Source organism: Nonomuraea sp. NPDC049695, from assembly GCF_040674955.1.
Classification (GTDB): domain Bacteria; phylum Actinomycetota; class Actinomycetes; order Streptosporangiales; family Streptosporangiaceae; genus Nonomuraea; species Nonomuraea helvata.
Genome location: NZ_JBFANV010000018.1, coordinates 44,571 through 71,498 on the forward strand (window position 1 = coordinate 44,571; position 26,928 = coordinate 71,498).

Annotated in this window: 24 protein-coding genes and 1 pseudogene; 10 read left to right on the plus strand and 15 right to left on the minus strand. The window is 72.2% G+C overall.

Annotation, left to right across the window (positions count from 1 at the left end; genetic code table 11):
• Window positions 1–17: 17 nt before the first annotated feature.
• Window positions 18–860, minus strand: a pseudogene (locus tag AB0J64_RS18140) (haloalkane dehalogenase); the annotation flags it as partial.
• Between the two features lie 21 nt (window positions 861–881).
• Window positions 882–1,277, minus strand: a complete 396-nt coding sequence (locus tag AB0J64_RS18145; RefSeq protein WP_364027993.1) for a TIGR03618 family F420-dependent PPOX class oxidoreductase — start codon at window positions 1,275–1,277, stop codon at window positions 882–884.
• 112 nt (window positions 1,278–1,389) lie between these two features.
• Between AB0J64_RS18145 and AB0J64_RS18150 the strand changes: the two genes are divergently transcribed.
• The 3 genes from AB0J64_RS18150 to AB0J64_RS18160 are packed head-to-tail and all read left to right on the plus strand — an operon-like array spanning window position 1,390 to window position 3,072.
• Entirely contained in the window at window positions 1,390–1,794 is a 405-nt protein-coding gene (locus AB0J64_RS18150) for a helix-turn-helix domain-containing protein (protein ID WP_364027996.1), read from the plus strand.
• 43 nt (window positions 1,795–1,837) lie between these two features.
• The gene (locus tag AB0J64_RS18155) at window positions 1,838–2,692 is read left to right on the plus strand and encodes an NAD-dependent protein deacetylase (RefSeq protein WP_364027999.1); all 855 of its coding nucleotides are present in this window, start codon (window positions 1,838–1,840) and stop codon (window positions 2,690–2,692) included.
• Window positions 2,693–2,697: 5 nt separating this feature from the next.
• Window positions 2,698–3,072 (plus strand): YchJ family metal-binding protein, encoded by a 375-nt coding sequence (locus AB0J64_RS18160; protein ID WP_364028002.1) that lies wholly within the window; start codon window positions 2,698–2,700, stop codon window positions 3,070–3,072.
• A 19-nt stretch (window positions 3,073–3,091) separates the two neighbouring features.
• Here the strand turns inward: AB0J64_RS18160 and AB0J64_RS18165 are convergent, their stop codons facing one another.
• Window positions 3,092–3,919 (minus strand): SAM-dependent methyltransferase, encoded by an 828-nt coding sequence (locus AB0J64_RS18165; RefSeq protein WP_364028005.1) that lies wholly within the window; start codon window positions 3,917–3,919, stop codon window positions 3,092–3,094.
• A gap of 308 nt (window positions 3,920–4,227) precedes the next feature.
• Here AB0J64_RS18165 and AB0J64_RS18170 point away from each other — a divergent pair, with 308 nt between their 5' ends.
• Window positions 4,228–5,310: a hypothetical protein gene (locus AB0J64_RS18170; RefSeq protein WP_364028008.1), complete on the plus strand. Its 1,083-nt coding sequence runs from the start codon at window positions 4,228–4,230 to the stop codon at window positions 5,308–5,310.
• Window positions 5,311–5,659: 349 nt separating this feature from the next.
• Here the strand turns inward: AB0J64_RS18170 and AB0J64_RS18175 are convergent, their stop codons facing one another.
• Window positions 5,660–7,657, minus strand: coding sequence for a beta-galactosidase (locus AB0J64_RS18175; protein WP_364028011.1), 1,998 nt, complete (start codon window positions 7,655–7,657; stop codon window positions 5,660–5,662).
• A 177-nt stretch (window positions 7,658–7,834) separates the two neighbouring features.
• Here AB0J64_RS18175 and AB0J64_RS18180 point away from each other — a divergent pair, with 177 nt between their 5' ends.
• From AB0J64_RS18180 to AB0J64_RS18205, 6 genes are all read left to right on the plus strand, one after another.
• Window positions 7,835–9,154 (plus strand): sugar ABC transporter substrate-binding protein, encoded by a 1,320-nt coding sequence (locus tag AB0J64_RS18180; protein WP_364028013.1) that lies wholly within the window; start codon window positions 7,835–7,837, stop codon window positions 9,152–9,154.
• Complete coding sequence (locus AB0J64_RS18185) at window positions 9,151–10,035, plus strand: sugar ABC transporter permease (RefSeq protein ID WP_364028015.1); 885 nt, start codon at window positions 9,151–9,153, stop codon at window positions 10,033–10,035. The genes AB0J64_RS18180 and AB0J64_RS18185 overlap by 4 nt, the downstream gene beginning before the upstream one ends.
• Window positions 10,035–10,892 (plus strand): carbohydrate ABC transporter permease, encoded by an 858-nt coding sequence (locus AB0J64_RS18190; RefSeq protein ID WP_364028017.1) that lies wholly within the window; start codon window positions 10,035–10,037, stop codon window positions 10,890–10,892. Before AB0J64_RS18185 ends, AB0J64_RS18190 begins: the two co-directional genes overlap by 1 nt.
• Window positions 10,889–11,884 carry a LacI family DNA-binding transcriptional regulator gene (locus AB0J64_RS18195; protein ID WP_364028019.1) on the plus strand — a complete coding sequence of 332 codons (996 nt, stop codon included), beginning with the start codon at window positions 10,889–10,891 and terminating at the stop codon, window positions 11,882–11,884. The genes AB0J64_RS18190 and AB0J64_RS18195 overlap by 4 nt, the downstream gene beginning before the upstream one ends.
• A 21-nt stretch (window positions 11,885–11,905) precedes the next feature.
• Window positions 11,906–12,556 (plus strand): nitroreductase family protein, encoded by a 651-nt coding sequence (locus tag AB0J64_RS18200; RefSeq protein ID WP_364028021.1) that lies wholly within the window; start codon window positions 11,906–11,908, stop codon window positions 12,554–12,556.
• Window positions 12,557–12,666: 110 nt separating this feature from the next.
• Complete coding sequence (locus AB0J64_RS18205; RefSeq protein ID WP_364028023.1) at window positions 12,667–13,497, plus strand: SAM-dependent methyltransferase; 831 nt, start codon at window positions 12,667–12,669, stop codon at window positions 13,495–13,497.
• Here AB0J64_RS18205 and AB0J64_RS18210 read toward each other — a convergent pair.
• The 11 genes from AB0J64_RS18210 to AB0J64_RS18260 form a co-directional block, all read right to left on the minus strand.
• On the minus strand, window positions 13,494–14,879 hold the full coding sequence (locus AB0J64_RS18210; RefSeq protein WP_364028025.1) for a GH1 family beta-glucosidase: 1,386 nt from the start codon (window positions 14,877–14,879) through the stop codon (window positions 13,494–13,496). The genes AB0J64_RS18205 and AB0J64_RS18210 overlap by 4 nt on opposite strands.
• A 17-nt stretch (window positions 14,880–14,896) precedes the next feature.
• Complete coding sequence (yicI, locus tag AB0J64_RS18215) at window positions 14,897–17,158, minus strand: alpha-xylosidase (RefSeq protein WP_364028027.1); 2,262 nt, start codon at window positions 17,156–17,158, stop codon at window positions 14,897–14,899.
• Window positions 17,155–19,134: a beta-galactosidase gene (locus AB0J64_RS18220; RefSeq protein ID WP_364028029.1), complete on the minus strand. Its 1,980-nt coding sequence runs from the start codon at window positions 19,132–19,134 to the stop codon at window positions 17,155–17,157. Before AB0J64_RS18220 ends, yicI begins: the two co-directional genes overlap by 4 nt.
• Window positions 19,131–20,150, minus strand: a complete 1,020-nt coding sequence (locus tag AB0J64_RS18225) for a LacI family DNA-binding transcriptional regulator (RefSeq protein ID WP_364028031.1) — start codon at window positions 20,148–20,150, stop codon at window positions 19,131–19,133. The genes AB0J64_RS18220 and AB0J64_RS18225 overlap by 4 nt, the downstream gene beginning before the upstream one ends.
• 114 nt (window positions 20,151–20,264) lie before the next feature.
• Entirely contained in the window at window positions 20,265–21,266 is a 1,002-nt protein-coding gene (locus AB0J64_RS18230) for a LacI family DNA-binding transcriptional regulator (protein WP_364028033.1), read from the minus strand.
• Window positions 21,263–22,351, minus strand: a complete 1,089-nt coding sequence (locus AB0J64_RS18235) for a Gfo/Idh/MocA family oxidoreductase (protein WP_364028035.1) — start codon at window positions 22,349–22,351, stop codon at window positions 21,263–21,265. Before AB0J64_RS18235 ends, AB0J64_RS18230 begins: the two co-directional genes overlap by 4 nt.
• Before the next feature lie 16 nt (window positions 22,352–22,367).
• The gene (locus tag AB0J64_RS18240; RefSeq protein WP_364028037.1) at window positions 22,368–23,216 is read right to left on the minus strand and encodes an amidohydrolase family protein; all 849 of its coding nucleotides are present in this window, start codon (window positions 23,214–23,216) and stop codon (window positions 22,368–22,370) included.
• A complete protein-coding gene (locus tag AB0J64_RS18245; RefSeq protein ID WP_364028039.1) occupies window positions 23,213–23,677 on the minus strand; it encodes a VOC family protein in 465 nt (154 codons plus the stop codon). The genes AB0J64_RS18240 and AB0J64_RS18245 overlap by 4 nt, the downstream gene beginning before the upstream one ends.
• Window positions 23,674–24,648, minus strand: coding sequence for a transketolase C-terminal domain-containing protein (locus tag AB0J64_RS18250; protein WP_364028041.1), 975 nt, complete (start codon window positions 24,646–24,648; stop codon window positions 23,674–23,676). The genes AB0J64_RS18245 and AB0J64_RS18250 overlap by 4 nt, the downstream gene beginning before the upstream one ends.
• On the minus strand, window positions 24,641–25,588 hold the full coding sequence (locus AB0J64_RS18255; RefSeq protein WP_364028043.1) for a thiamine pyrophosphate-dependent dehydrogenase E1 component subunit alpha: 948 nt from the start codon (window positions 25,586–25,588) through the stop codon (window positions 24,641–24,643). The genes AB0J64_RS18250 and AB0J64_RS18255 overlap by 8 nt, the downstream gene beginning before the upstream one ends.
• Window positions 25,585–26,928: a lyase family protein gene (locus AB0J64_RS18260; protein ID WP_364028045.1), complete on the minus strand. Its 1,344-nt coding sequence runs from the start codon at window positions 26,926–26,928 to the stop codon at window positions 25,585–25,587. The genes AB0J64_RS18255 and AB0J64_RS18260 overlap by 4 nt, the downstream gene beginning before the upstream one ends.

Consider the following 26,928-nt stretch of genomic DNA (forward strand, 5'->3'; position numbering starts at 1 on the left):
CGCGGCCCCACGCCGCCTCAGCGCAGCCCGTGCCTGCCCATCCAGCCGGTGATGGCGGTGGCGATCGCCTGAGGGTGCTCCGCCGGAGTGGTGTGACCGGCGACGCCATGCTTCTCGATCTCGAGAGCGGCCATGGTGCCGGCGCACCACTCGACCATCTCGGGGCCCATCATGGCGCCGTGGCCGGGCTCGAACGCGATCAACAGCTTGGGCACGTCGCTGCTGGCCGCCAGCCACGTGTCGTACGCCTCGACGATGGCCACGACGTCGGCCGGCTCGCCGCCGAGCGGCATCGATCGTGCCCATCGCAGGATCGGCAGACGGCTGTCCCGGGTGGGGAACGCCTTGCGGTAGACGGCGAGATCCTCCTCAGGGAGGCCGCTGCCTTCGATGAACAGGTTGTCGTCCAAGAGGATGGCCTCGCCGGCGCCCTCCGTCTTGATCGCCTTGAAGAGCTCCCGCCCGGCTTCGGGGAACTCCTCCCAGGACATCGGCTTCACGATCGTCTCGGTGAACGCGATGCCGCGCACGCGCCCGGGGTGGCGGGCGGCCCAGTCGAAGGCGAGCGCGCCGCCCCAGTCGTGCCCGATGAGGACGACGTCATCGAGCTCCAGGGCGTCGAACCACGCATCCAGATAGCGGGCATGATCGCTGAATGTGTAGTCGATGTCGGGCTTCCCGGAGTCCCCCATTCCGATCAGGTCGGGGGCAAGGCGTCGGCCGGGGTCACCGACGGCGGACATGATGTGACGCCACAAATAGGACGAGTGCGGGTTTCCGTGCAGGAAGACCATCGGTGTCCCCGTCCCGAGCTCCCGATAGAACATCGTCGAGTCGAGAATGTGCGCGGTTGGCATGGCAGACCTTTCCGTTACGACAAATCAGGTGTTCAGGTTCATCACGCGGTCGACGGCGATCTCGACCACCACCCGCCCGGGCGGGTTGGGCGGCGGTGAGGAGTAGCGCCTGGTGTAGCGCCGTACTCCTTCGGCGACCCGCAGCGGGTCGCCGGACACGGTGGCCGTACCCTCGAGCGTGATCCAGCGGAAACCCGCGACCTGGCAGAGCGCGGCGCGGCTTCCGGGGGCCGACAGGAGGTTCCTGGCCTTGCGGGACGAGCCGACCGTCATGACGCGGGCCAGTCCCGCCTCACGGTCCCAGGTGAAACGGACGGCCACCACGTGGGGAGACCCGTCCGGCCGGAAGGTGGTCAGGGTGGCGAGATGCGGCTCGGCCAGGAAGCGCTCCGCGGAGGCCGGCAGCGGTGGCGTGGTCATCCGGTTACTACGATCATGAACAGCTCCGTTCCGAATCGGCGACTCGGCGAAGCTAGCATCGTTTGTATAGTAGGTACCTAGAGGAAAGTAACTATGTCAGAGGGGGGTCCGCATGAGCGGCAACGCGACCCGGACGGCGACTGTGCCGGCTGAGCCCGAGCAGGCCTGCCCGATCGCTCCGGTCGTCGACATCGTCTTCAGCCGCTGGACCACCCCGATCCTCTGGACCCTCAACGAGTACGGCCTGCAGCGTTTCGTGGAGCTGCAGCGGCGCATCGCCACGATCACGCCCAAGGTGCTGACCCAGCGGCTGCGGCAGTTGGAGCGTGACGGTCTCGTGGTGCGCACCTACCATCCCGAGGTGCCGCCGCGGGTGGAGTACGAGATCAGCGATCTGGGACGCAGCCTGGCTCCTCTTTTCGCCACCCTGGCCGACTGGGCCGGCGCCAACATGGGCAAGGTCGAGGAGGCCCGGGCAGGATACGACGCCGACGATCGCCGCCCCCGCCCTGCGTGATCCCGCTGATCTCCATTCCGTACAAACCTCTGGATCGGGCACGATGGCATCTGTGACAGTGACACGACTGGCCGAGCTGGTCGCCGGGGGAGGGGTGGTCGTGCTCAGCGGGGCCGGCCTGTCCACCGAGTCCGGCATTCCCGACTACCGGGGGCCGACCGGCCGGGCCCGGCGCGCGGAGCCGATGACGTACCAGCGCTTCGTCGGCAGCGCGGAGGCCCGGCAGCGCTACTGGGCGCGCAGCCACGTCGGCTGGCGGCAGATCGGCGAGGCCCGGCCCAACGCCGGTCACCGGGCCGTGGCCGAGCTGGAGCGGCGCGGGCTGCTCGCCGGCATCGTCACCCAGAACGTCGACGGCCTGCACCAGGCGGCCGGGGCCAGGCGGGTGATCGAGCTGCACGGCGGGCTCGACCGGGTCGTCTGCCTGTCCTGCCGGGAGCGCACACCCCGCGCCGAGCTGGAGCGGCGGCTGCGCGCGGCCAACCCGGGCTGGGCGGCCAGCGGCCAGATCAACCCCGACGGCGACGCCGTGCTGACCGACGGACAGGTCGCCGGGTTCGAGGTGGTCGACTGCGCGGCGTGCGGCGGGCTGCTCAAACCCGACGTGGTCTTCTTCGGCGAGAACGTCCCCAAGCCCCGCGTGGACGAGTGCTTCGCCGTGGTGGCGGGGGCGCGGACGCTGCTGGTGCTGGGGTCGTCGCTGACGGTCAGGTCGGGGCTGCGGTTCGTCACCAAGGCCGCCGCGCTCGGCATCCCGATCGCCATCGTCAACCAGGGCCCGACCGGCGGCGACGCCGACGCCTCCCTCACCCTGGACGCCCCGCTCGGCCCGACGCTGACCGACCTCACGGCGCGGCTGCCCGGCCGGCCCGCGGCACATGAGGGGGCGGCACAATAGGGCGCATGTCTCGTACCTGTCCGTGCGGCCTGCCCGCCCCCTACCAGGACTGCTGCGGCAAGCTCCACCGGGGCGCGGCGGCCGCCGCCACCGCCGAGCAGCTCATGCGGTCGAGGTTCAGCGCGTTCGGGGTGGGCGACGCGGCCTACCTGCTGCGGACCTGGCACCCGGCCGCGCGGCCCGCCTCGCTCGACCTCGACAGGAAGATCCGGTGGGTACGCCTGGAGGTGCTGGAGACGACCGGCGGCAGCGTCGTGCACACCGAGGGCACGGTCCGCTTCCGCGCCCACTACGCCGAGCGCGGGCGGCCGGGCGTGCTGGAGGAGAACAGCCGTTTCGTCCGTCTCGAGGACCGCTGGGTGTACGCGGGCGTGGTGTGACCCCTGCGGTCACCCGCACTCACGGCTTGCGGGCGACGGCTCCGACCAGCGTGTGACGGGACAGGCCGGGCCTGGCGCTGTCGCCGGGGTCCGGCCGCCATTCCGGCACCGGCACGAGGCCGGGCTCCAGCAACTCCAGGCCGTCGAAGCAGGTGAGGATCTCCTCGCGCGTGCGCCAGCGGCCCGTCCCGAGGCTCTCCTTGAAGAGCTTCTCGGCCGTGTACGCCTGCCGGGACGCCTCCGGATGATCCACGGGATTGTGGAAGTGGGAGACGGCCACGTGGCTGCCGGACGGGAGGCGTTTCACCAGCCGGGCCACGATCCCGGCCGGGCCCTCGTGGTCGGGCAGGTGGTGCAGGACGCCGAGCATCAGCAGCCCGACCGGCTCGCCGAGGTCGATGAGGCGCCTGGTCTCCGGATCGTCGACGATCGCGTCCGGGTCCCTGGCGTCGCCTTCGACGATCGTGGTGCGGCCGTCCACGGCCAGCAGTGCGCGGCCGTGGACCAGGACGATCGGGTCGTGGTCGACGTACACGACCCTCGAGCCGGGGGCGGCGGACCGGGCGATCTCGTGGACGTTGTCCCGTGCGGGCAGACCGGCGCCGATGTCCAGGAACTGCCTGACGCCCGCCTCCGCGGCCATGAACCTGACCACCCGGGCGAGGAACTCCCTGTTCGCCCGCGCCGCCTCGCGGGCGTCCGGCATGATCTCGAGCACGCGCAGCGCCAGCCGGCGGTCCGCCTCGTAGTTGTCCTTGCCGCCGAGCATGAAGTCGTAGAGGCGGGAGGTGGTGGGTCTGGAGGTGTCTACTCCCCTGGACGCACGCTTCTGCCGGCGGTCGGCCATGGGCGGCTCCTTCGGGTACGCACTGTGCCGCTGAGGTGGCTGACAGCGATCTTACTGATGGGCTGACCACATTTCCGCATTAGTCGTAAATTTCGGTCAGGATTCTCCGTCAAAGCGGCCCTGCGGGAAAACCCTGCTAGCCGGGCCGGACACCAAGAGAAGGACAACATCCATTCCGGTTGGCGTCTGGGAGGGGGTGTCGCCCTCCCGTCGCCGTGGGCCCGGGCGCTACTGGTGTGCCTATGCAAATATTGCGTTCACGGCACACGACGGTAGCGGCTACCGCTTTGCCGTTCATGCTCATGTCCGTGGCACTGGCGACGCCCGCCGCTGCCGCCCCCACCGAGCCACCCCCGGAGGCGACCGCCTTCACGCAGATGTACGAACTCGGCTTCGTGCAGACGCAGACGATCAGCGGCATCCGCCCCGCCGGCGTCCGCTCCTGGACGCAGGTCAGCCCCTGTCCGAGTCGCGACTCCCTTCTGCTGAACGGGTTCGCGCTCATGAAGGTCGAGGGGTGCGGCGGCGCTCTCGGCCAGGCGGCCGGCGCCTACACCGGGTACGCCACGGACTCCGACTACACGGTGGGGAACGCGTGCGGGGCCGAGGTCCTGTGCGCCGCCCCGGCCGCTCCCGCAGCCCCGGCGGTCGTGACCGCCCCGGCTGACGAGTCCGCCACCGGGTGCGGCCTCTCCAGCACGGCCGTCCAGGCCGCTCCGGCGGCCCCGGTGGACGCGTGCGCCGCGTGCGCCCCGTGCGCCGGTACCGACGAGGAGCTCGTCACCCAGACGAGCAGCATCGCGGTCAAGCCCGCGGCCCCGGCGGTGCAGCAGCGCCCGGCCAAGCCGGCGATCGTGACGAACGTGACGGTCAAGCCCGCCACCCCGGCGAAGCCTGCCACCCCGGTCAAGCCTGCCACCCCGGTCAAGCCCGCCGCCCCGGCGAAGCCTGCCGCTCCGGTCAAGCCGGCCATGCCGATCAAGCCGGCCGCTCCGGCCAAGCCCGTGGTGAAGCCGGCCGTGTCCACCGACGCCTGCGCGCCGCTCACTCCCGGCGAAAGCAAGTCGTCGGTCGTGCCGGCCAAGCCTGCCGTCCCGGCGAAGCCTGCCGTTCCGGCCAAGCCTGCTGTTCCGGCGAAGCCCGCCGTCCCGGCCAAGCCCGCCGTGCAGGTCCACCCCGTCGCGGCGGTCAAGCCGGTCGCTCCGGCCAAGCCGCTCGTGCTGACCAGGCCCTCCACGTCGAGCCACTCGCCGGCCGTGCCGGCGCGGCCCAGCACGGTGAAGACCAGGCCCACCGCGGTGAAGGTGCAGAACGTCAAGCACGAGAAGCCGACGCTCACCCGGCACCGCCCGGCGTGCGCGGCCCGGATCCACCCGCACTCCTGCTCCTGAGCACGGGCGGCGGATGAGAGAACCTTGAACGGCCGGGGCCTCGTGCCCCGGCCGTTTCGCTGTGGAGACACCCTGCGGCCTGACTCTCCTGCTCGTCACCAGGTCCGGTGGCCGCTGGGAAAGGCCGGCCGTGACCGAGGGCCCTCATGGCGGGCATGGCACGGCGCGGACGGATCCGGCAGTCCGGACGACGGCGCCCGCCACCCGGCAGCCCAAGCGACGGCATCCGCCGCCCGGCAGCCCAAGCGACGGCATCCGTCGCGGCTCCAGGCGACGGCGCTAAGGTGGCGCGGCGCAAGGCTCTGGGTGAGGCGCGGCGCAAGGCCTTGGGGTCGCGGTGGACGATTCCCTAAGGGGCCACGGCGATGACCGTGACCGCGCCGGGCGCGACGGTGACCGGCCCGTCGTGGCGCACGTCGTCGAACACGCTCGTCCCGCTCACCCCCTCGACCGTCACGGGCTCCTCGCCGTGGTTGATCAGGAAGACGTGGTCGCCCCGGCGTACCAGCTCCAGCGTCTCGGGGAGGCCGCGGGGCCGGGACACGTTCGCGTGGTCGAGCACCTGACCGAGCAACTCGCGCAGACCGGCGACAGGCGCGGTCGCGAGGTACCAGGCGGTGCCCGCGCCGAGGTCGTGGCGGGTGAAGGCGGGGTGCCCGGCGTCGGGTCCGGTGGCGAAGTCGCGTACGGCGACCGCGCCGGCCGGTCGGACCCGCTCCGACCAGACGCGGGCCGTGTCGCCGCCGTCGCCGCTGCCGCCGCCGGTCAGCGCCACCGTCTCGTGCTCGCGCAGCGGGTGGAACTCCTCGATCGACAGGCCCAGCAGCTCGCGCAGCGCGCCGGGGTGGGCGCCCGGGTGGATGGTGTCGTGCTCGTCCACGATGCCGGAGAAGTACGACACGAGGAGGGTGCCGCCCGCCTCGACGTACCGGTGGAGGTTCTTGGCGGACGCCTCGGTCAGCAGGTACGAGCTGGGCGCCACCACCACCCGATATCCCGAAATATCGGCGGAAGGGTGGACGAAGTCCACCGTCACGTGCTCCCGCCACAGCGCCTCGTAGAAGGCGTCCACCCGCTCCCTGAACGTCAGATCGACCGACGGCCGCCAGTCCAGCTCCAGCGCCCAGTACGACTCCCAGTCCCAGACCATCGCGACCTCGGCCCGCACCCGGCTCCCCTGAAGACCGGCGAGCCTGCGCAGGTCGGCGCCGAGCCGGACCACCTCGCGCCACTGCCCGGAATCGGTCCCGGCGTGCGGCACCATCCCCGAATGGAACTTCTCGGCCCCGAAGCGCGAGGCCCTGAACTGGAAGAACAGCACGCTGTCGGAGCCGCGCGCCACGTGCGCGAGGCTGTTGCGGCGCATCTCGCCGGGCCGCTTGGCGATGTTGCGCGGCTGCCAGTTCACCGCGCCCGCCGAGTGCTCCATGAGCATCCACGGCGCGCCGCCCGCCACCGAGCGGGCGAGGTCGGCGGACATGGCCAGGTCGATGTGGTTGTCGGGCCGCTCGGCCTTCAGGTAGTGGTCGTTGGCGATCACGTCCAGCTCGCGGGCCCACTGCCACAGGTCGGCGGACTTGCAGTTCACGGTGCCCGCGAAGTTCGTGGTGACGGGGATGCCGGGGGTGAGCTCGCGCAGGATGTCGCGCTGGAGCGCGTAGTGCTCGCGGTGCTGGCCGTCGCTGAAGCGGGCGTAGTCGAGACGCTGGGCCGGGTTGACGGCCGTGTGGTTGAAGCGGGGGGCGTCGATCTCCGCCCAGTCGGTGTACGTCTGGCCCCAGAACGTGGTGCCCCAGGCGTCGTTCAATGCCGAAATATCGCGATATCGGGTGCGGAGCCATTCACGCCACGCCGCCACGCTGTGGTCGCAGTAGCACTCGCCGAGCGGCGCCCCGTACTCGTTGTGCACGTGCCACATGACCACGGCCGGATGCCCGCGATAGTGCTCGCCCAGCGCGCGCACCAGCCGCGCGGTCGCCGCCCGGAAGGCCGGGGCGCTGGAGCAGGCGCTCTGCCTGCCGCCGAACCCGATCCGCGTCCCCTCCCTGGTCACCGGCAGCACGTCAGGATATTTCCGGATGAACCAGGCGGGCGGGGCCGCGGTCGGCGTGGCCAGGTCCACCGCGACCCCGCCCTCGTGCAGCCGGTCCACGATCTCGTCCAGCCAGCCGAACTCGTAGCGCCCCTCCGCGGGCTCCATCAACGCCCACGAGAACAGGCCCAGGCTGACCAGGTTCACCCCGGCCTGGCGCATCAGGGCCACGTCCTCCTCCAGGACCTCGCGTGGCCACTGCTCCGGGTTGTAGTCGCCGCCGAAGGCGATACCGGCAGGACGCTCCGGGTACATCCATCCCCCTTGAGAATCTTCTGTGAACGTGCACAGTAGCGCCTACCCCGCCTTCGAGGGAACGGCCGCCCTGGCTCCTCCGATGATGGCCGATTAACGAGAACATAACGACCCCTTGACGGGTGTTTCGTGGCTGTTTCACTCTGTGCACGTTCACAGAACTTTCTGGAGGTACGCATGCGCGCCAACCGCCTTGGAGCCGCCCTGGCCGTCGTGCTCACGGCTGCTCTCGCGAGTTGCGGGTCGTCCGGCGAGCCCGCCCCAAGCACCGAGGCGGCGCAGAGTCCCAGTGCCGCCGCCAAGGGATCGGTCAAGCTGACGTACTGGACCTGGGCCCCCAACATGGACAAGATCGCCGCGGTCTGGAACCAGGCGCACCCGGACATCCAGGTCACGGTCAGCAAGCAGGCGGGCGGCGACGACGCGGCGGCCAAGTTCCTCACCGCGGCCAAGGCGGGCAACCCGCCGGACCTCGTGCAGGCCGAGTACCAGCACCTGCCCTCGTTCGTCGCCGCCGACGCGGTGGCCGACCTCAAGGCCGAGACCGCCTCGGTCAAGGGCGAGTTCGCGCAGGGCCTGTGGAGCCTGGTCACGCTGGGCACGGAGGGCGTGTACGGGATCCCGCAGGACAGCGGCCCGATGATGCTCTTCTACCGCAAGGACCTGTTCGACAAGTACGGCCTCGCGGTCCCGAAGACCTGGCAGGAGTACGCCGACGCGGCCCGCGCGCTGCACAAGAAGGACCCCAAGACGTACCTCGGCACGTTCTCCAGCAAGGACCCGGGAGCGTTCACAGGTTTGGCGCAGCAGGCCGGCGCCCAGTGGTGGTCGATCAGCGGCGAGTCGTGGAAGGTCAACATCGCCGACGAGGCCACCAAGAAGGTCGCCGACTACTGGGGCGGGCTGGTGAAGGAGGGCGTCATCGACGACATGCCGTACTTCACCCCCGAGTGGAACAAGGCGCTCAACGACGGCAAGCTGCTGACCTGGCCGTCGGCGGTCTGGGCGCCGGGCGTGCTGTCGGCCAACGCGCCCAAGGCCAAGGGCAAGTGGGCCGCCGCCCCGCTCCCGCAGTGGAACGCAGGTGAGAGCTTCAGCGGCTTCTGGGGCGGCTCGTCCACGGCCGTGTCCGCCAAGTCGCCGAACAGGGCCGCCGCCGCCCAGTTCGCCACTTGGATGAACACCGACCCCGCGGCCCTGGGCCTGCTCGTCAAGGAGGCCGCGATCTACCCGGCCGCGACCAAGGCCCAGGCGTCGCTCGGCCAGGCGCCCGACTACTTCTCCAACCAGCCCGACTTCTGGCAGCAGGCCGCCGCCGTCTCCGCCGTCGCGCGCGGCTTCACCTTCGGCCCGAACGTCGGCGTGACGTACAACGCCTTCATGGACAACTTCGACAAGGCGCTGCAGAACAAGACGCCGTTCGCCGACGCGGTGCAGGCCATGCAGGACGCCACGGTCGCCGACATGCGCAAGTCCGGCTTCCAGATCGCCTCATGAAGCAGTCCGGCAGGAGTGCGTGGCCGTACCTGTTCCTGACCCCCGCGATCGTGCTGTTCACCCTCTTCCTCGCCGTGCCCATCGGGTACACCGCCTGGCTGGCGCTGCGGCGCACCAAGGTGTCCGGGCTCGGGCTGGGCAAGGGCGCACGTAAGGAGATCTTCGTCGGTTTCGACAACTTCTCCGCCGCCCTGTCCGACCCGGAGCTGTGGCACGGCTGGCTGCGCGTGCTCGGCTACGGCACGCTGGTGCTGGTCGTCATGCTCGGGCTGGCGCTGCTGTTCGCGCTGCTGCTGGACTCGGCGCGGGCGAGGCTGGCCAGGTTCTCGCGGATCGCGATCTTCCTGCCGTACGCGGTGCCGGGAGTGGCCGCCACGCTGCTGTGGGGCTTCCTCTACCTGCCCTCGCTCAGCCCCATCAGGGACGTCCTGGACGTCGACTTCCTCGGGGCGAGCACCGTCACGTACTCCATGGCGAACGTGGCGGTGTGGGGCGGCGTCGGCTTCAACATGCTCGTGCTCTACACGACGCTCCGGGCCATCCCGCGCGACCTGTACGAGGCCGCGCGGCTGGACGGTGCCTCCGAGCTCCAGATCGCGGTCCGCGTGAAGATCCCGATCCTCACCCCGGCGATCATCCTCACCACCGTGTTCTCGATCATCGCGACGATCCAGGTGTTCACCGAGCCCACCACGCTGCGGCCGCTGACCAACACGATCAGCTCCACGTGGAGCCCGCTCATGAAGGTCTACCGCGACGCGTTCGTCACCGGCGACCTGTACTCGGCCGCCGCCACCTCGATCGTCATCGCGGCGATCTCGCTCGTCCTGTCGTTCGGGTTCCTGCGCGTGGTCCGCAACCACGCCTTCGGGGAGGGCTGATGGCCACCGCACACCGCCGGACGGCCGCGCGCGGGCCATGGGGCGTGGCGCCGACCGGGCTGCTCCTGCTCGGCGCGCTCTACTGCCTGTTCCCGGTGCTCTGGGTGTTCGTCGCGGCGACCAAGTCGCCGGGGGAGCTGTTCAGCACCTCGACGTTCGCCCTCGGCACCGGCCTGCTCGACAACATGACCCAGCTGTTCGCCTACCGGGACGGGGTGTTCTGGCTCTGGGGCGTCAACACCCTGCTGTACGCGGGCGGCGGCGCGCTGCTGTCGACCGCGGTCTCGGCGATCTCGGGGTACGCGCTGGCGAAGTTCCGCTTCCCCGGCCGGAACCTGATCTTCAACCTGCTCATCGGCGGCATCCTCGTGCCCGCCGTGGTGCTGGCGATCCCGCAGTACCTGGTCTTCTCCAAGATCGGGCTGGCCGACACGTACTGGGCCGTCCTGCTGCCGCAGATCCTGCACCCGTACAGCATCTATCTGGCCCGCATCTACGCCACGGCGGCCATCCCCGACTCGCTGCTGGAGGCGGGGCGGATCGACGGGGCGAGCGAGTGGCGGCTGATGTACCGGGTGGCGGTGCCGCTGATGGTGCCGGGCATGGTGACGATCTTCCTGTTCCAGTTCGTGGCCATCTGGAACAACTTCCTGCTGCCGTTCATCATGCTCGGCGACGACGGCAAGTTCCCGCTCACGGTGGGCCTGTTCACGCTGCTGAAGTCGGGGGCGAACCAGCCCTCCCTCTACAACCTGATCCTCACCGGAGCGTTCCTGTCGCTCGTCCCCTTGATCGCGCTCTTCCTCACCATGCAGCGATACTGGAAGACCGACCTGTCCTCCGGAGCCGTCAAATGAAGCGCCCTACGATCCACGACGTCGCCGCCGCCGCGGGCGTGTCACGCGGCACGGTCTCCCGGCTGCTCAACGGCGACAAGTACGTGAGCCCGGCGGCGCGCGTGGCCATCGAGCGGGCCATCTCCGAGACCGGCTACGTGGTCAACCGGGCCGCCCGCAGCCTCGTCACCCAGCGCACCGGCTCGGTCGTGATGGTGCTGTCGGAGCCGCACGAGATGCTGTTCGAGGACCCCAACTACAGCACGACCATCCGGGTCGCCATCAGGATGCTGGCCGAGCGCGACCTGTCGCTGGTGATGATGCTGGCGGGCGACGAGGGCGACCGCGAGCGGGCGGTCCGCTACGTCCGGGGCGGCCACGCCGACGGGGTGCTGCTGCTCTCGACGCACGCCGGCGACCCGTTCGTCGACGCGCTGCAGTCGGGGCCGCCCGCGGTCTCCTGCGGCGCCGTCATCGGCCGCGAGAGCGTCATCCCGTACGCCGCCGCCGACGAGCGCCTGGGCGGCCGCCAGATGACCGAGTACTTCGTGAGCCAGGGCCGCAGGCGCATCGCCATGATCACCGGCCCGATGGACACGCCTGGCGGCATCCAGCGCCTCGAAGGCTTCGCCGACGTGCTGGGCCGCAAGGCGTCCAAGAAACTGATCGCGCACGGGGACTGGACGCAGGCCAGCGGCGAGCGGGCCATGGCCGAGCTGCTGGCCCGCACGCCCGACATCGACGCCGTCTTCGTGGCCTCGGACCTGATGGCCGCGGGCGCCCTGGCCGCCCTGCGCGCCGCCGGGCGCAGGGTGCCGGACGACGTGGCGGTGGGCGGCTTCGACGACTCGTCGGTGGCCCTCTCGACGCACCCGCCGCTGACCACGATCCGCCAGCCGCTGGCGGAGGTGGCCCAGGAGACGGTACGCCTGCTGCTCGCGCTCATCGACGGCGCGAAGCACGTGGACCCGGTGATACTGCCCACGGAGCTGGTGATCCGCGATTCCGCCTGACCTTGTTGGCATCATGGCCCTATGGCGATCAACGAACTGAGCCCCGACGAGCTGCTCACCACCACCCGCAGCGTGCGCAAGCGCCTCGACCTCACCCGTCCCGTCTCGATGGACCTGGTGCGCGAGTGCCTGGAGGTCGCGCTCCAGGCGCCCACCGGCGGCAACCGGCAGGGCTGGCACTGGATCGTGGTGACCGACCCCGAGCTGCGCCGGGCGATCGGCGACTACTACGCCCGCTCGATGCAGGCCTACTTCGAGTCCGGCGCCGCCGCCGGTTCGCAGTTCCAGGACGACCCGGCCAGGGCGGCGACGCAGCAGCGCGTGTCCGAGAGCGCCGCCTACCTGGGCGAGCACATGCCCGACGTGCCGGTGCTGGTGATCGGCTGCATCACGCTGCCGGGCGGCGGCCTGCCGCAGGGCAATCAGGCGGGTCTGTGGGGGTCGTTGCTCCCCGCCGCCTGGAGCTACATGCTCGCCGCCCGGGCCCGCGGGCTCGGCACGGCCTGGACGACGCTGCACCTGGCGTACGAGAGCGAGATCGCCGAGCTGCTCGGCATCCCGGACGACGTCCGCCAGGGCGTGCTCATCCCGACCGCCCACTACCTCGGCGAGACGTTCGGGCCCGCGGGGCGGCAGCCGCTCGACGAGGTGCTGCACGTCGATCGCTGGTAGGCGCGCGGCCCAAAGAGGACGGCGGCTCCTCACACATGATGAAATGTCCGCATAAATCGGGGGTTCAGAAAATAGGATCACGGATCTAGCCACCGACCGAGGAGCCGACAGTGTCCGAGAGCGAGCAGGAGCGCGCGCCCCGCGGGATCGACACGACCAAACCCAGTGTCTCCCGCGTCTATGACTACATGCTCGGCGGCAAGGACAACTACGAGATAGACCGCCAGGTGGCCGCGGCCGCGCTGAAGATCGCTCCCGACGCGCCCGAGGCGGCCAGGGCGAACCGGGAGTTCCTGCGCCGCACGGTCCACCACCTGGCGGCCGAGGCGGGGATCCGCCAGTTCCTGGACATCGGCTCGGGCCTGCCCACCCAGGGCAACGTGCACGAGATCGCCCAGGCGGTGGCCCCGCAGTCGAGGGTCGTGTACGTCGACCACGACCCGATCGTGCTCGTGCACGGCCGGGCCCTGCTCGCCGTGGACGCCAGCACCACGATCGTCGAGGCCGACGCCCGCGAGCCGGAGAAGATCCTCGAGGACCCGAAGACGCGCTCCCTGATCGACTTCGACAAGCCGGTCGGGCTGCTGATGTTCGGGATCCTGCACCACCTGGCCGACGACGAGGACCCGGCCGGCGTGGCGGCCGCCCTGCTCCGGCCGCTCGCCTCGGGCAGCCACGTGGTGATCTCGCACTTCCACAACCCGGGCGAGGCGCATCCCGAGGTGTCGGAGCAGGCGTACGAGGCGGAGAGGATCTTCAACGAGCACCTCGGCACCGGCCGGTGGCGCACCCGGGAGGAGATCCTCTCCTACTTCGACGGCCTCGAACTGCTGGAGCCCGGCCTGGTGCCGCTGCCCGAGTGGCGCCCGGGCAGTGACGACCGCGCCACGCCGGGCATCACGTACCACACCTTCGTCGGAGGGGTGGCCCGCAAACCCTAGCCGGGCAGCTTGCCGGAGGCGACCACGTCGCGGTACCAGTGGGCGCTGTCCTTCCAGACGCGCTCCAGCGTGCCGGGCTCCACGCGGACGATGCCGAACCGCTTGGCGTACCCGTGCGCCCACTCGAAGTTGTCCATCAGCGACCACACGAAGTATCCGCGCACGTCCGCCCCGGCCGAGATCGCCTCGGCCACGGCGGTCAGGTGCCGGTGGAGGTAGTCGACGCGCCGCTCGTCGTGGACCCGCCCGTCGGGCGTCACGACGTCGGCGAACGCGGCGCCGTTCTCGGTGATCATGGTGGGCATGGCGGGGTAGTCGCGGTGCAGCCGCAGCAGCAGCTCGGTCAGGCCGGTCTCGTCGATGTTCCACCCCATCTCGGTGTACGGGCCCGGCTGTGGCATGAACTCGACGTTCTCGCACGCGATCCACGGCGAGGCGGCCCCGTCCTGGTGCCCGTCGGCGGTCGCCCGGTCGGAGGAACCGTCCCACCGGCGCACGAGCGTGGGGTTGTAGTAGTTGACCCCCAGCACGTCCAGCGGCTGGCACGCGGTCGCCTCGTCGCCGTCGCGCACGAACGACCAGTCGGTCACCGACGCCGTGTCGGCGATGAGGTCGCGCGGGTAGGCGCCCTCCAGCATCGGGCCGAGGAAGGCCCGGTTGGCCAGCGCGTCCACCTGCCGCACGGCGTCGGCGTCGGCCTCGGACACGCCGCGCACGTGGTGCAGGTTGAGCGTGACCGACATCTGCGCGGCCGGGTCGACGACCGCGCGCAGCGCCTGGACGGCCAGGCCGTGGCCGAGGTTGAGGTGGTGGACGGCGGCCAGCGCGGCGGCGGGCTCGGTCCTGCCGGGGGCGTGCACGCCGGAGGCGTAGCCCAGGTAGGCCGAGCACCACGGCTCGTTCAGGGTGATCCAGGTGCGCACGCGGTCGCCGATCGTCTCGCCCATGAGGGCCGCGTACTCGGCGAAGCGGTAGGCGGTGTCACGGTTGGCCCAGCCGTCCGCGTCCTCCAGCTCCTGCGGCAGGTCCCAGTGGTAGAGGGTGGCCACGGGGGCGATCCCGCGGGTCAGCAGCCCGTCCACCAGCCGCTCGTAGAAGTCCAGCCCCGGCCGGTTGGCCGTGCCGTTCGGACGGACCCGCGGCCAGGAGATCGAGAACCGGTACGCGCCCACGCCCAGGGCGGAGAGGATGTCCAGATCCTCCTCCAGCCGGTGGTAGTGGTCACAGGCCACGTCGCCGGTGTCGCCCCCCGCCACCAGGCCCGGGGTGTGGGAGAAGGTGTCCCAGATCGACGGGCCGCGGCCGTCCTCGTTCCAGGCGCCCTCCACCTGGTAGGCGGCGGTGGCGGTGCCCCACACGAAGTTCTCGGGGAATGTGGGCATGCTGCTCCTTAAAATCCTTACAGGGTGATCTCAATGTCGTCGCCCTGGGTGGTCTCCGTCGCCTGGCGTTCTCCGAAGAGCCGCAGGCTCCAGCTCTTGGGCGCGCCCGCCAGGCGGCGGGCCCGGACGCGGTCGCCCGTGCGCGACACCTCGAAGACGGCGGCGGTGGTTCCGTCTGGGGCCGGCACGGTGACGGTGCGGCGGGCGCCGTCGGGGAGGCGGTAGGCGTTCAGGGTGACCCCGTCGGCGTAGTCGTAGTCGGGCCGGTCCTCGCGGGCGCCCGTCGGCACCACGGCACCCGGCCGCACCAGCAGCGGCAGGCTATCGAACCCGTGCCGCTCGGTACGCCACCCGGGTCCGCTCACGCTCTCCCCGCCGAGCAGCGGCGTCCAGACCCCCTCAGGGACGTAGTAAGAAATTTCACCATCCGCCGACATGACGGGCGCCACCAGCAGGTCGGGCCCGAGCATGTACTGCGCGTCCAGGTAGTCGCAGCCCCGGTCCCCGGGGAACTCCAGCCGCATGGCCCGCATCATCGGCAGCCCGTCGGTGACCGCCTCGGCCGCGGCGCCGTACAGGTACGGCATGAGCCGCGCCTTCAGCCGCGTGAACGACCGCAGCACGTCCACCGACTCCTCGTCGAACAGCCACGGCACCCGGTACGAGCCGCTCCCGTGCAACCGGCTGTGCGACGACAGCAGCCCGAAGGCCACCCACCGCTTGAACACGGCCGGATCGGGCCGCCCCTCGAACCCGCCGATGTCGTGGCTCCAGAACCCGAACCCGGCCAGCCCCAAGGACAGCCCGCCCCGCAGCGACTCGGCCATCGCCTCGAACGTCGACTCGCAGTCGCCGCCCCAGTGCACCGGCAGCCGCTGCCCGCCCACCGTGGCCGAGCGGGCGAACAGCACGGGCGCGCCCCGCTCGGCCAGCACCTCGTGCACGGTCCGGTTGTAGAGCAGCGTGTAGTAGTTGTGCATGCGTTCAGGGTCGGAGCCGTCGGCGTAGGCGACGTCGGTGGGGATGCGCTCGCCGAAGTCGGTCTTGAACGCGTCCACCCCCATGTCGAGCAGCCCGCGCAGCTTGCCCGCGTACCACTGCCTGGCGGCCGGGGAGGTGAAGTCCACCAGCGCCCGGCCCGCCTGCCAGTGGTCGTCCTGCCAGACGGTCCCGTCGGGGCGGCGCAGCAGGTGACCGGCCGCCATCCCCTCGTCGAACAGCGCCGACGCCTGCCCGATGTACGGGTTGATCCACAGGCAGACGCGCAGTCCCCGCTCCTTCAGCCGCCGGATCATGCCCTCCGGATCCGGGAACACCTCCGGGTCCCACTCGAAGTCGCACCACCGGTACGGGCGCATCCAGAAGCAGTCGAAGTGGAACACGCTCAGCGGCAGGTCCCGCTCGGCCATCCCGTCCACGAACGACGTCACCGTCGCCTCGTCGTAGTCGGTGGTGAACGACGTGGACAGCCACAGCCCGAACGACCAGGCGGGCGGCAGCGCGGGACGGCCGGTCAGCGCGGTGTAGCGGCGCAGGATGTCCTTCGGCGTGGCTCCGTGGATGACGAGGTACTCGAGGTCGTGGCCCTCGACGCTGAACTGCACCTGCGACACCGACTCCGAGCCGACCTCGAACGACACGCGCCCGGGATGGTTGACGAACACGCCGTAGCCGCGGTTGGTGAGGTAGAAGGGGATGTTCTTGTAGGCCAGGTCGCTGCTGGTGCCGCCGTCCTCGTTCCAGATGTCGACGGACTGCCCGTTGCGCACGAAGGCGCCGAACCGCTCGCCCAGCCCGTACACGAGCTCCCCGGCTCCGAGGCGGAGCTGGTCGACCATGAAGTGCCGATCGTCGGCGTCACGCATGGCGGCGAGGCTCCTGCCGCCGCTGCGGGTCAGCTCGCGCCCGTCCGCGCTGAAGGTCATCTCCCACGGCGTGTCCCTGCGCACCCGCACGGTGAGCGCGCCGCTGGTCAGGCTCGCCTGCTCGCCGTCCACGGCGATGTCCACGTCCGGGGCGTCGTCGCGTACCTCGAAGGCGGGGGAGGCGGGGACGGATCCGGCGAAGTGCACCGTGCGTACGCGGATCACGTCCGGCATCGGGGACGACAGGTCCACCCGCAGCACCGGGCCGTCGATCGTGTGGCCCCGGTGGGTGATGGGCCTGGCCGGGGCCAGGATCCGCAGCGAGCCGGCGTCCGCGGTCACGTCGTGGGCCTGCGCGGCGTAGTGGGCCCGCACCCCGGGACGCAGCCGCCAGTAGCCGTCCTTGAACTTCATGCCTCTCCTTGGACGAGGGCCGCGACGGCCTGCGGTGCCAGCGTGATCCGGCCGTCCACGGCGGATCCGGTCAGCAGGTCCGTCGCCGCGTGGGGGAGCGGCACGCCTACCGCGTCCGCGCCGTGGTTGAGCAGGAACAGGACGTCGCCGCGGCGCACCGCCTCGACACCGCGCGGCAGCTCCGGCAGCACCCCGCGCACGCCCGCGTCGGCCAGCACGCGCTCGGCCAGCTCGCCGAGAGCGTCCGGCTCGGGCATCGTGGCCACGTACCAGGCCACGCCCTTCCCGGCGCGGTGCCGCAGCACCGCGGGGCCGCCGTCGGCGAACGCGGCCACCGTCTCGGCGCCCTCCGGTTCGATCAGCTCGGTCCAGGTGTGCGCGGCGAACTCCGCCCCGCCCGCCCACCGGCAGCGCACGGGCCCTTCCACGGGCCGCCACTCCTCGCCGGACGCGCCGAGCACCTCGCGCAGCGGCGCGGGAAACCGTCCGGTACGCACGTGCGCCCGCTCGTCCACGACGCCCGAGAACGGGCCCACGACCAGGACCCCGCCGTCGCGGACGTAGGCGGTCATGGCCGCGGCGTCCGCGTCGCCGATCAGGAAGAGGTTCGGGACCACGACCAGGGCGTAACCGTCGAGCCCGGCGGACGGCGGCACCAGGTCCACGCTCACCCCGCGCTCCCAGAACGGCAGGTAGTAGGAGAAGAGCTGGTCGGTCGCGGTGAGCCGGTCGCTCGGCCGGCCGCGCTCCTCCAGCGCCCACCAGCTCGGCCAGTCGAACACCATCGCCACCCGCGCCGGCACCGGCTGCCCGGCCACCTCGCTCAGCCCGCGCAGCTCCTGGCCGTGCGCGCGCACCTCGGCGTGCAGGCGGGTGTCCACGCCCGCGTGCGGGACCATCGCGGAGTGGAAGCGCTCGGCGCCGAACCGGGAGGCCCGCCACTGGAAGTAGCACAGCCCGTCCGCGCCCCGGGCGACCGCCTGCAGCGCCTCCAGCCTGAGCCGGCCGGGCGGCTTGGGCGGATTGTGCGGGCGCCAGTTGACCGCGCTCGTGGACTGCTCCATCAGCAGCCACGGCCTGCCCTTCGCGAGGCCGCGCATGAGGTCGTGGGTGAGCGCGCTGCGGGCGGGCGCGAGCGGGTCGGCCGGGTCGGGGTAGTGGTCGTTGGAGACGATGTCCTCCTCCTGCGCCCACGACCAGTAGTCGACCGGTTTGAACAGGCCCATGAAGTTGGTGGTGATCGGGATGTCGGGGGTCCGCGCGCGGAGGACGTCGCGCTCGGCGCGGAAGTGGGCGAGCAGGGCGTCGGAGCAGAAGCGCCAGAAGTCCAGCTGCTGTGACGGGTTGATGATGTAGGGGGCGCGGCGGGGGGTGACGATCTCGGCCCACTCGCTGTAGCGCTGGCTCCAGAACGTGGTGCCCCATGCCTCGTTGAGCGTGTCCAGGTCGCCGTAGCGCTCCTTCAGCCAGGCGCGGAACGCCCTGGCGGACTCGTCGCAGTGGCAGACCTGGCCGTACTCGTTGCCCACGTGCCACAGGGCCAGGGCCGGGTGGCCCGCGTACCGCTCGGCCAGGTCCTCGACCAGGGCCAGCGCGCGCTCCCGGTAGACGGGGGACGACGGGCAGAACTGGTTGCGCGAGCCGTACCAGAGGCGGTGCCCCGACTCGTCCACCGGCAGCGTCTCCGGCCACCGGTGCCCCAGCCACGGAGGCGGGGAGGCCGTGGGGGTGGCCAGGTCCACCGCGATCCCGGCCTTGCCGAGCAGGTCGAGCACCCGGTCCAGCCAGGCGAAGTCCCGCTTGTCCGGCTCGGGCTCGATCCGCGCCCAGCTGAAGACGCCGACCGTGACGAGGTTGACCCCGGCGGCCCGCATCAGCTCGGCGTCCTCCTCCCACACGTGCTCCGGCCACTGCTCGGGGTTGTAGTCGCCGCCGAACAGCAGGCCGCGTCCGGCGGTGAGCGTGTGCATGTTCATGATCTCCCTCTTGGGGGTCCGGAGCTGTCGCCGATCACCAGGCGGCAGGGCAGCAGCCGGTGCCGGGGCGGGCCGTCGTCCTCCAGCCGGTCGATGAGCATGCGCGCGCCGAGCCCGCCCAGCTCCGCGCTCGGCGGCTCCAGCGTGGTGAGCCGGGGATGGAACATCTCGGCGACGGCCGCCGACGACAGCACCAGCAGCAACGTCAGGTCCTCGGGGATTCGCCACCCGCGCGCCGCGACAGCCGCGATCACACCGGCCGCCGCGTGGTCGTCCATCACCGCCAGCGCCGTCACGTCCGGATGCGCCGCGACCAGCCGGTCGAACGCCTGCCTGCCCTCTTCGGCGGAGCCGGGCCGGAAGTCGTCCACGTAGCCGATCCCGGCCGCGCGGGCGGCCTCGGCGAACTCCGCCCCGGCCCGGATCGCGGGGCCGTACTGCGCCGCGTACGCGTCGGCGGCGAGGTTGAAGAAGGCCAGCTTGCGATGCCCGAGCCCGGCCACGTGCGCGACGGCCTGCCTGGCCGTGGCCGCGAAGTCGATGTCGGCGTGGTCGATCGAGCCGGGGTCGCGGGTCCGGCCGATCATGCTGAACGGGACCCCGGCCTCCATGAGGAACTCCGTGCGCTCGTCGTCGAGCCCGACCTCCATCAGCAGCACGCCGTCCACCAGCCCCAGACCGGTGAGGTGGCGCAGCTCCTCGACCGGGTCGGCGTGCTCGGGGGAGAGCAGCAGGTGGTAGCCCAGCTCGCGGGCCGCCTCGGCGGCGCCGGTGGCGAACTGCATCTCGGTCACCCCGAAGCCGCTGCGCGGAGCCGGATAGAGCAGGGCGAGGATGCGGGTGCGCTTGCTCTGCAGCCCGCGGGCCAGCAGGCTCGGGCGGTATCCGAGGTCGGCCGCGGCCCGCTCGATGCGCCGCCTGGTGCCCGCCGCCACCGGACGGGTGCCGTTGAGCGCGGCGGACACGGTGCTGACCGCCACCCCCGCCCGCTCGGCCACGTCACGTATCGAAGACATCCCCTGCCGATTCCCTGGATCGAAACGTTTCGCACAACCTAGGGTCCGCTTTGCGGGGCTGTCAATGGGGTGAAATCGGGCGTCCTAAACACCGCTCTTCGTGCGGAGTGTTGTTCACGGCGGGGGAGCGGTGGACTGGCGCTGGATCAGCTGGATGGGCCCGGCCAGCACCTCGGCCACCGTGTCGTCCGGCTTCAGGCCGGCCAGCAGGCTCACCCCGCGGCGGCCCAGCTCGCCCAGCGGCATGCGGACCGTCGTGAGCGGCGGGTGGAGGTAGCCGGCCAGCTCGAGATCGTGCACGGCCACGATCGAGAGGTCCCGGGGGATCTCCAGCCCGGCCGAGCGCACGCCCTCCATGGCTCCGATGGCCGAGGCCACGTTCGCCACGAACACCGCCGTCGGCCGCTCGGGAGCGGCCAGCAGCCGGGCCATCGCCGCCGCCCCGCCCGCCGGCGTGTAGTCGGCCGCCACGATCGGACCCTCCGGCAGGCCGGCCTCGCGCATCGCCGCCGAGTACCCCGCCGACCTGCGCGTGGCCGTGTCGGAGCGGGACGGTCCCGCGAGGTGGGCGATGCGGCGGTGGCCGAGCCGTACGAGGTGCTCGACCGCGAGGGCGGCGGCCCGGGCGTCGTCGAGGACGACGTACCGCTTGACGCTCCTGCTGCGGTTGTTGAGCATGATCCACGGGATGGCGGCCCGGTCGAGCTGGCCGATGAGCTCCGACTCGTCCCCGGTGCCGGCCAGCAGCAGGCCGTCGATGCGGCCCTGCCCGATCCGGTCCATGTAGTCGCCCAGCGCGGCGCTCGACGCGCTGCCCGTGACCAGCACGTACCCCTCGGCGGCCGCCTCCGCCTCCGCGCCCTTGATGATCTCCGCGTAGACCGGGTTGGCGAAGTCGGGGATGAACAGCCCGAACATGTGCGCCCGTGCCGTGCGCAGGCTCCGCGCGGCCACGTTGGGCCGGTAGTCGAGCTCCTCGATCGCCGCGAGCACCCGCTCGCGCGTCTCCGGCCGGATGTTGAGCGTGGGGTCCTTGTTGACGACGCGGGAGACGACGGCCCGGTCGACCTTCGCGACGGCGGCGACGTCGGCCAGCGTGACCCGGGAACTCTTCATGCCGACGATCCTGGCCGCACGCTCTGGCCCGTGTCCATCGAGCGGTAGAGGGCGTCGAGCAGGCGCAGCGTGCCGAGGTTGTCCGCGCCGGACGTCTCCGGCTCGCCGCCCTCCGCGACGGCCTTCAGCAGCGACCCCATCGGGCCGGCGACCGCGTCGGGCAGCCAGCGCCGGGTCACCGGGTACGGCAGCCAGCCGTCCGTCGGCAGCGTCCGGCTGTTCACCGACAGGGTGTCGGGGCGGCCGTGCGGATAGTCGTACAGCAGGCCGAGCGTGCCCTTGATCGCCCCCTGCGTGCCGTCGATGCGGAAGGACGCCTCCTGGTCGCCCGTGCGGTTCTCGTGCGTCACGTGGACCAGCGCCCGCACGTCGCCCGGGTACACGAGCGTGCTCATCGTCCGCGTCTCGCCCCTGGCGAGCTGTCCAGGCGTGCGGCTGCCGGTGCAGAAGACGAGCTCCGGGTCCCCCAGGACCGAGCGGATGGCGTCCAGGTAGTGGATGGAGTGGTAAACGATCTCCAGCCGCTCGGTGGCGACGAGCCAGTCCCAGGCGCTCCAGTCGGTCAGGATGTTCACGGTGAACGTCATCGCCGTCGGCTCGCCGATCCACCCCGCCCGCACCATGGCGCGGGCGGCGGCGATGCCCTCGTCGAAGCGGAGCTGCTGGTTCACCGCGACCTTCAGGCCGCTGGCCGCCGCCAGGTCGACGATGCCCCGCCCGGTCGCGACGTCGGGCGCGAACGGCTTCTGGCACAGCAGGTGCTTGCCCGCCGCCAGCGCCGCCCGCGCGATCCCGGGCTGCGCCCGCGGCGCGACCGCGATGTCCACGACGCGCACGCGTTCGTCGGCCAGCAGCTCCTCCAGCGACGCGTACGTCCTGGGCACCCCGTGGCGGCCCGCCACCTCGGCGGCGCGGGCGGCGTCCAGGTCGTACAGGCCGGTGACCTCCAGCCCCGCCTGCCGGTAGGCGGGCAGGTGGGCCACGTCCACGATGGCTCCCGCGCCGACGACGGCGACAGGCAGCCGGTGCCCGGCCGGGATCGTCAGGTCGGCCGCGGCGGCGATGGGCGCGAACACGTCGATCATGCGGTGCCCTTCCGGGTCATGACGCCTCCTGGAGGCCGTAGAAGCGGGTCGCGGTGCCGCCGAGCACGGCCGCGCGGTCGGCGTCCGGCAGACCCGCCAGCACGGCGTTCGTCTCCCGCCACACCTTGGCGTAGTCGCCGGCGAGCAGCGCCACCGGCCAGTCGCTGCCGAACATCAGCCGCTCCGGGCCGAACACCTCGAGCGCGTGCTCCACGTAGGGTCGCAGGTCCTCGCCGGTCCAGCTCTCGGCGTCGGCCGCCGTGTTCAGCCCGGAGACCTTCGCGTACACCCCGGGGCACTCGGCCGCGCGGGCGAGCAGCGACGCCCACGGCTCCCAGCCCTTCTCCCTGATCGGCGGCTTGGCGAGGTGGTCGATCACCATCCGCAGTCCCGGCACCCGCTCGGCCAGCACCGGCACGTGCTCCAGGTGCCGGGGCAGCACCGCCACCACGTCGAACGGCAGCCCGGCCGCGGCCAGCAGCCGGAGCCCCTCGATCACCGGCTCCCGCACCACCCAGTCCGGGTCGGGCTCGTCGTGGATGAGATGCCGCACCCCCGCGAACCTGGGGTGTCGCCGGTAGCGTTCCAGCGCCTGCGCCGCCTCGCCGGGGCGGTGCAGCGGCACCCACCCGACCACCGCGCCGATGACGTCGTGCGCGTCGGCCTGCGCGAGCATGGCGTCGGTGTCGGCGTAGGAGTCCATCGACTGCACCAGGACCGTGCGGTCGATCCCGGCCGCCGCGAGCTGCGGGATCAGCTCAGGGAGCTCGAAGGTGCGGTGGATGGGCCCGTGCTCCGGCGTCAGCCACGGGTACGAGCCCGTCTCCAGGTTCCAGAAGTGCTGGTGGGCGTCGACGACGGTCATCGGGTCTCCTCAGGCGGTTGCACGAGCTCCAGCGTGATGTCGTCGGGGTCGAGGAAGTAGCAGGCGTAGCCACCCTCGTTCACGCCCGCGGTGATCGCCTCGGGCGGGTTGACGAAGCGCACGCCGGCCGCCGACAGCCGGGCGTGCTCGGCGCGGGCGTCCTCGACGGTGAGCGCCAGGTGGGCCGCGCCCGGCAGGTGGCGTGCGGGGTCCCGGGGCGCGCCCTTCGGGCGTACGTACTCGACCAGCTCCAGGTCGTGCGTGGACAGGCCGCGGGGCTGCCCGGGCACGGCGAGCTGGGCCACCCGCAGGACGGCGTCGGGGTAGCCGACGAGCCTGCGGGTGTAGTCGTTGTCCTGCTCCTGCCGGTGCACCAGCGCGAACCCGAGCAGGTCGCGGTAGAACGCCACGGACCTGTCGAGGTCGGCGACCGTGAAGGAGAAGTGCCAGACGCCTCTCATCCGCCGATCGACCGCCTGACCTCTTCCGCGATGCGCGCGGCGTCGGGGACGAGGGATTGCGCGAGGACGGGCGCGGCGGGCATTCGTACGTCGGGGGTGCCGATCCTGATCGGCGGCGCGGCCAGCGGCACTCCGGCCCCCGCGACGCGGGCGACGACCTCGGCGCCGAAGCCGCCGGTGACGTTCGCCTCGTGGACGACCGCCAGCCTGCGGGTGCGGCGCACGCTCTCGATCACCGCCTCGGTGTCGAACGGGTTGAGCCACGGCGTCTCCAGCACCTCCGCCTCGATCCCCTCGCGGGCCAGCGCGCCGGCCGCCTCCAGCACCCGGTGCGTCATCGCGCCCCAGGTGACGATTGTGACGTCGGAGCCCGCGCGGCGGGTGCGCGCCCCGCCCAGCGGCGGGACCGGGCCGTCCGTCCTGACCGGCTGCTTCGGGCCGGCGTACAGCGTGCGGTTCTCGATCACCAGCACCGGGTCGTCGCAGTGGACCGCGCTCACCAGCAGGTCGTACGCGTCCTGCGGCGTGCTCGGCATGCCCACCCGCAGCCCCGGCACGTGCAGGAACAGCGCCTCCAGGCACTGCGAGTGCTGCGCGCACGCGCCCGGCGCGTTGCCCTGCTGGGTGCGGATGGTCAGCGGGGCCCGCAGCCGGCCGCCCGACACGTACCGGACGTTGGCCGCCTGGTTGACGATCTGGTCCAGCGCCACCAGGGAGAAGTCGGCCCACATGATCTCGACGATCGGGCGGCGGCCCATCATCGCCGCGCCCACCGCGCTGCCGAGGATCGCCGACTCGCTGATCGGGGTGTCGAACACGCGGTCGCCGTACTGCTTGCGCAGCCCCCTGGTCACGCCGAACACGCCGCCGGGCACGGCGACGTCCTCGCCGTACACCAGGGTCTCGGGCAGCTCCGCCATGAGCCGGTGCAGGGCCGCGTTCACGGCCTCGCCGTAGGACAGTTCACGCATACAGGTGCTCCCTCGCGGTGGCGGGGTCGGCGGGCGGCGCGGCGAGCGCGGCCGCCGCGGCGGCGTCCATCTCGGCCCGCGCCCTGCGCTCCACCGCTTCCACCTCGGCCGCCGGCACGCCGTCGGCCAGCAGGCCCTCGCGCAGCCGGGCGATCGGCTCGCGCCGCCTGATCCGGTCCAGCTCTCCCGGCTGCCGGTAGGTCTCCGCGTCGCCGATGTAGTGGCCGACCAGGCGCTCGGTCATGCACTCCAGCAGCGTCGGCCCGCCGCCCTCGCGGGCCACCTCGAGCGCGTCCCGCACGTGGAAGCGCACGGCCTCGGCGTCGTTGCCGTCGATCCGGTGACCGGGCATCCCGTACGCCGCCGCGCGGTCGGCCAGGCGCGGGTTGCGCACCATGTCGGCGATCGGGGTCAGCTCGGAGTAGCGGTTGTTCTCGCAGACGAACACCACGGGCAGGGAGAGAGCGGCGGCGAAGTTCATCGCCTCGTGCACCGCGCCCTGGTTCATCGCGCCGTCGCCGAAGACGCTGACCGCGGCCCGGTTCGAGCCGTCGAAGCGGCCCGCCAGCGCCGCGCCGCAGGCGATCGGCGCGCCCGCGCCCACGATCGAGTTCTCGCCGTGGAAGCCGTGCTCGGCGGCCGTGAAGTACGCCGAGCCGCCCCTGCCGCCGTTCACGCCGCTCGCCCGGCCCGTCAGCTCGGCGAACAGCGGCTGCGCCGGCACGCCCCTGGCCAGCGCCCAGCCGTGCCCGCGATAGGTGGCGAACAGCGCGTCGTGCGGCTCCAGCTCGCCGCACGCGCCGACCGGGACGGCCTCCTGGCCGACGCACAGGTGGACCGAACCGACGATCGAGCCGTCCGCGCGCAGGTCGCGCACCTTCTCCTCGAACGCGCGGATCCGCCACATGGCCAGCAGGTCCGCGAGCCTTCTCTCACTCATCCTCGCTCATCTCTCCAGGCGTCCAGCGCCGCGGCGCAGATCGCCCCGGCCTCGCCGATGTAGGACTCGGGCGGGATGGGCAGCGGGCCCAGGCTCGCGAGGTCCTCGGGCCCCGCCACGTCGCGCAGCGCGTCCGCCAGCGCCCGCCCGCTCTCCCGCGCCTCGTGCGCCGCCTTGTAGACCAGGTCGTGCGCCCGCTCCCGGCCCAGTGCCGGGGCCAGCCGCATCATGTACGCCTCCGCCATGATCAGGCCGCCCTCGGCGCCCAGGTTGGCCCGCATGGCCTCCGGGTAGACCCGCAGCCCGGCGGCGACCTCGGCGGCCGTCGCCAGGGCGCCCGCGGCCAGCTCGGCCAGGAGCGGCACCACGTACCACTCGACCTGCCACTCTCCGGCGGCCCGCTCGTGCCCGGCCTCCATCGCGCGGAACAGGCCCGAGCTCAGCGCCCCCGCGGTGCCCGACATGCCGATGACGGCCTCGCAGCCGATCGGGTTGGCCTTCTGCGGCATCGTGGACGACGCGCCCCGGTGGTGGCCGCCCGCCTCGCGCACCTCGCCGACCTCGGTTCTGGACAGGTCCACGACCTCGCGGGCGAAGCGGGCCGCCGTGGCCGCCAGGCCCGCGCAGGTCAGGCCGAACTCGGCCACGCCGTCCCTGGCCACGTGCCACGGCACGTCGGTGGCCCGGAGGGCGAGGGCGGCGGCCACGTGCTCGCGTACCTGCTTGGAGTGCTCGCCCATCGCGGCGGACGTGCCGCCCGCGCCGAACAGTGACACCACCCGCACCCGCCGCGCCGCGTCGCGCGCCCGCTCGCGCTGGCGCGTCACCTCGGCCAGCAGCACCGCGGTCTTCGCCCCGAACGTCGTGGGCACCGCCTGCTGGGCGTGCGTGCGCGCGGCGATGACGGTGCCCGCGTGCTCGGAGACCAGCCGGGCGAGCGCGTCGCCGAACATGCCGAGCAGCGCTCCCAGGTGATCGAGGGCCTCGCCCATCTGCAGGGCCAGCCCGGTGTCCATGATGTCCTGCGTGGTCGCGCCGTAGTGGACGCGGCCGTTCGGGCCCTCGGGGAGCGCGGCCGCGATCATCCGTACCAGGGGCAGGATGGGGTAGCCCACGTTGCCGGCCTCCGGCCAGAGGCGCTGGAGGTCGATGTTCCCGAGCACGCAGGCCGCCTCGATGGCCCGGGCGTCGGCCTCGGCGATGACGCCCGCCTCCGCCTGGGCGCGGGCGAGCGCGGCCTCCGTGCGCAGCCAGGCGAGCACGGTGCGCTCGGCCGAGAAGATCTCGGCCATGGCGCCGTCGCCGAACAGCTCGGGCAGCAGCTTGAACGTCTGGCGCAC

What these genes read in the sequence shown, in the direction of transcription:
- AB0J64_RS18195 (WP_364028019.1), top strand. Translation starts at nt 10,889, where the DNA reads ATGAAGCGCCCTACGATCCACGACGTCGCCGCCGCCGCGGGCGTGTCA.
- AB0J64_RS18230 (WP_364028033.1), bottom strand. Translation starts at nt 21,266, where the DNA reads ATGAAGAGTTCCCGGGTCACGCTGGCCGACGTCGCCGCCGTCGCGAAG.
- AB0J64_RS18180 (WP_364028013.1), top strand. Translation starts at nt 7,835, where the DNA reads ATGCGCGCCAACCGCCTTGGAGCCGCCCTGGCCGTCGTGCTCACGGCT.
- AB0J64_RS18250 (WP_364028041.1), bottom strand. Translation starts at nt 24,648, where the DNA reads ATGCGTGAACTGTCCTACGGCGAGGCCGTGAACGCGGCCCTGCACCGG.
- AB0J64_RS18255 (WP_364028043.1), bottom strand. Translation starts at nt 25,588, where the DNA reads ATGAGTGAGAGAAGGCTCGCGGACCTGCTGGCCATGTGGCGGATCCGC.
- AB0J64_RS18185 (WP_364028015.1), top strand. Translation starts at nt 9,151, where the DNA reads ATGAAGCAGTCCGGCAGGAGTGCGTGGCCGTACCTGTTCCTGACCCCC.
- AB0J64_RS18225 (WP_364028031.1), bottom strand. Translation starts at nt 20,150, where the DNA reads ATGTCTTCGATACGTGACGTGGCCGAGCGGGCGGGGGTGGCGGTCAGC.
- AB0J64_RS18165 (WP_364028005.1), bottom strand. Translation starts at nt 3,919, where the DNA reads ATGGCCGACCGCCGGCAGAAGCGTGCGTCCAGGGGAGTAGACACCTCC.
- AB0J64_RS18240 (WP_364028037.1), bottom strand. Translation starts at nt 23,216, where the DNA reads ATGACCGTCGTCGACGCCCACCAGCACTTCTGGAACCTGGAGACGGGC.
- AB0J64_RS18175 (WP_364028011.1), bottom strand. Translation starts at nt 7,657, where the DNA reads ATGTACCCGGAGCGTCCTGCCGGTATCGCCTTCGGCGGCGACTACAAC.
- AB0J64_RS18150 (WP_364027996.1), top strand. Translation starts at nt 1,390, where the DNA reads ATGAGCGGCAACGCGACCCGGACGGCGACTGTGCCGGCTGAGCCCGAG.
- AB0J64_RS18210 (WP_364028025.1), bottom strand. Translation starts at nt 14,879, where the DNA reads ATGCCCACATTCCCCGAGAACTTCGTGTGGGGCACCGCCACCGCCGCC.
- AB0J64_RS18200 (WP_364028021.1), top strand. Translation starts at nt 11,906, where the DNA reads ATGGCGATCAACGAACTGAGCCCCGACGAGCTGCTCACCACCACCCGC.
- AB0J64_RS18160 (WP_364028002.1), top strand. Translation starts at nt 2,698, where the DNA reads ATGTCTCGTACCTGTCCGTGCGGCCTGCCCGCCCCCTACCAGGACTGC.
- AB0J64_RS18245 (WP_364028039.1), bottom strand. Translation starts at nt 23,677, where the DNA reads ATGAGAGGCGTCTGGCACTTCTCCTTCACGGTCGCCGACCTCGACAGG.
- AB0J64_RS18220 (WP_364028029.1), bottom strand. Translation starts at nt 19,134, where the DNA reads ATGAACATGCACACGCTCACCGCCGGACGCGGCCTGCTGTTCGGCGGC.
- AB0J64_RS18235 (WP_364028035.1), bottom strand. Translation starts at nt 22,351, where the DNA reads ATGATCGACGTGTTCGCGCCCATCGCCGCCGCGGCCGACCTGACGATC.
- AB0J64_RS18155 (WP_364027999.1), top strand. Translation starts at nt 1,838, where the DNA reads ATGGCATCTGTGACAGTGACACGACTGGCCGAGCTGGTCGCCGGGGGA.
- AB0J64_RS18190 (WP_364028017.1), top strand. Translation starts at nt 10,035, where the DNA reads ATGGCCACCGCACACCGCCGGACGGCCGCGCGCGGGCCATGGGGCGTG.
- AB0J64_RS18145 (WP_364027993.1), bottom strand. Translation starts at nt 1,277, where the DNA reads ATGACCACGCCACCGCTGCCGGCCTCCGCGGAGCGCTTCCTGGCCGAG.
- yicI (WP_364028027.1), bottom strand. Translation starts at nt 17,158, where the DNA reads ATGAAGTTCAAGGACGGCTACTGGCGGCTGCGTCCCGGGGTGCGGGCC.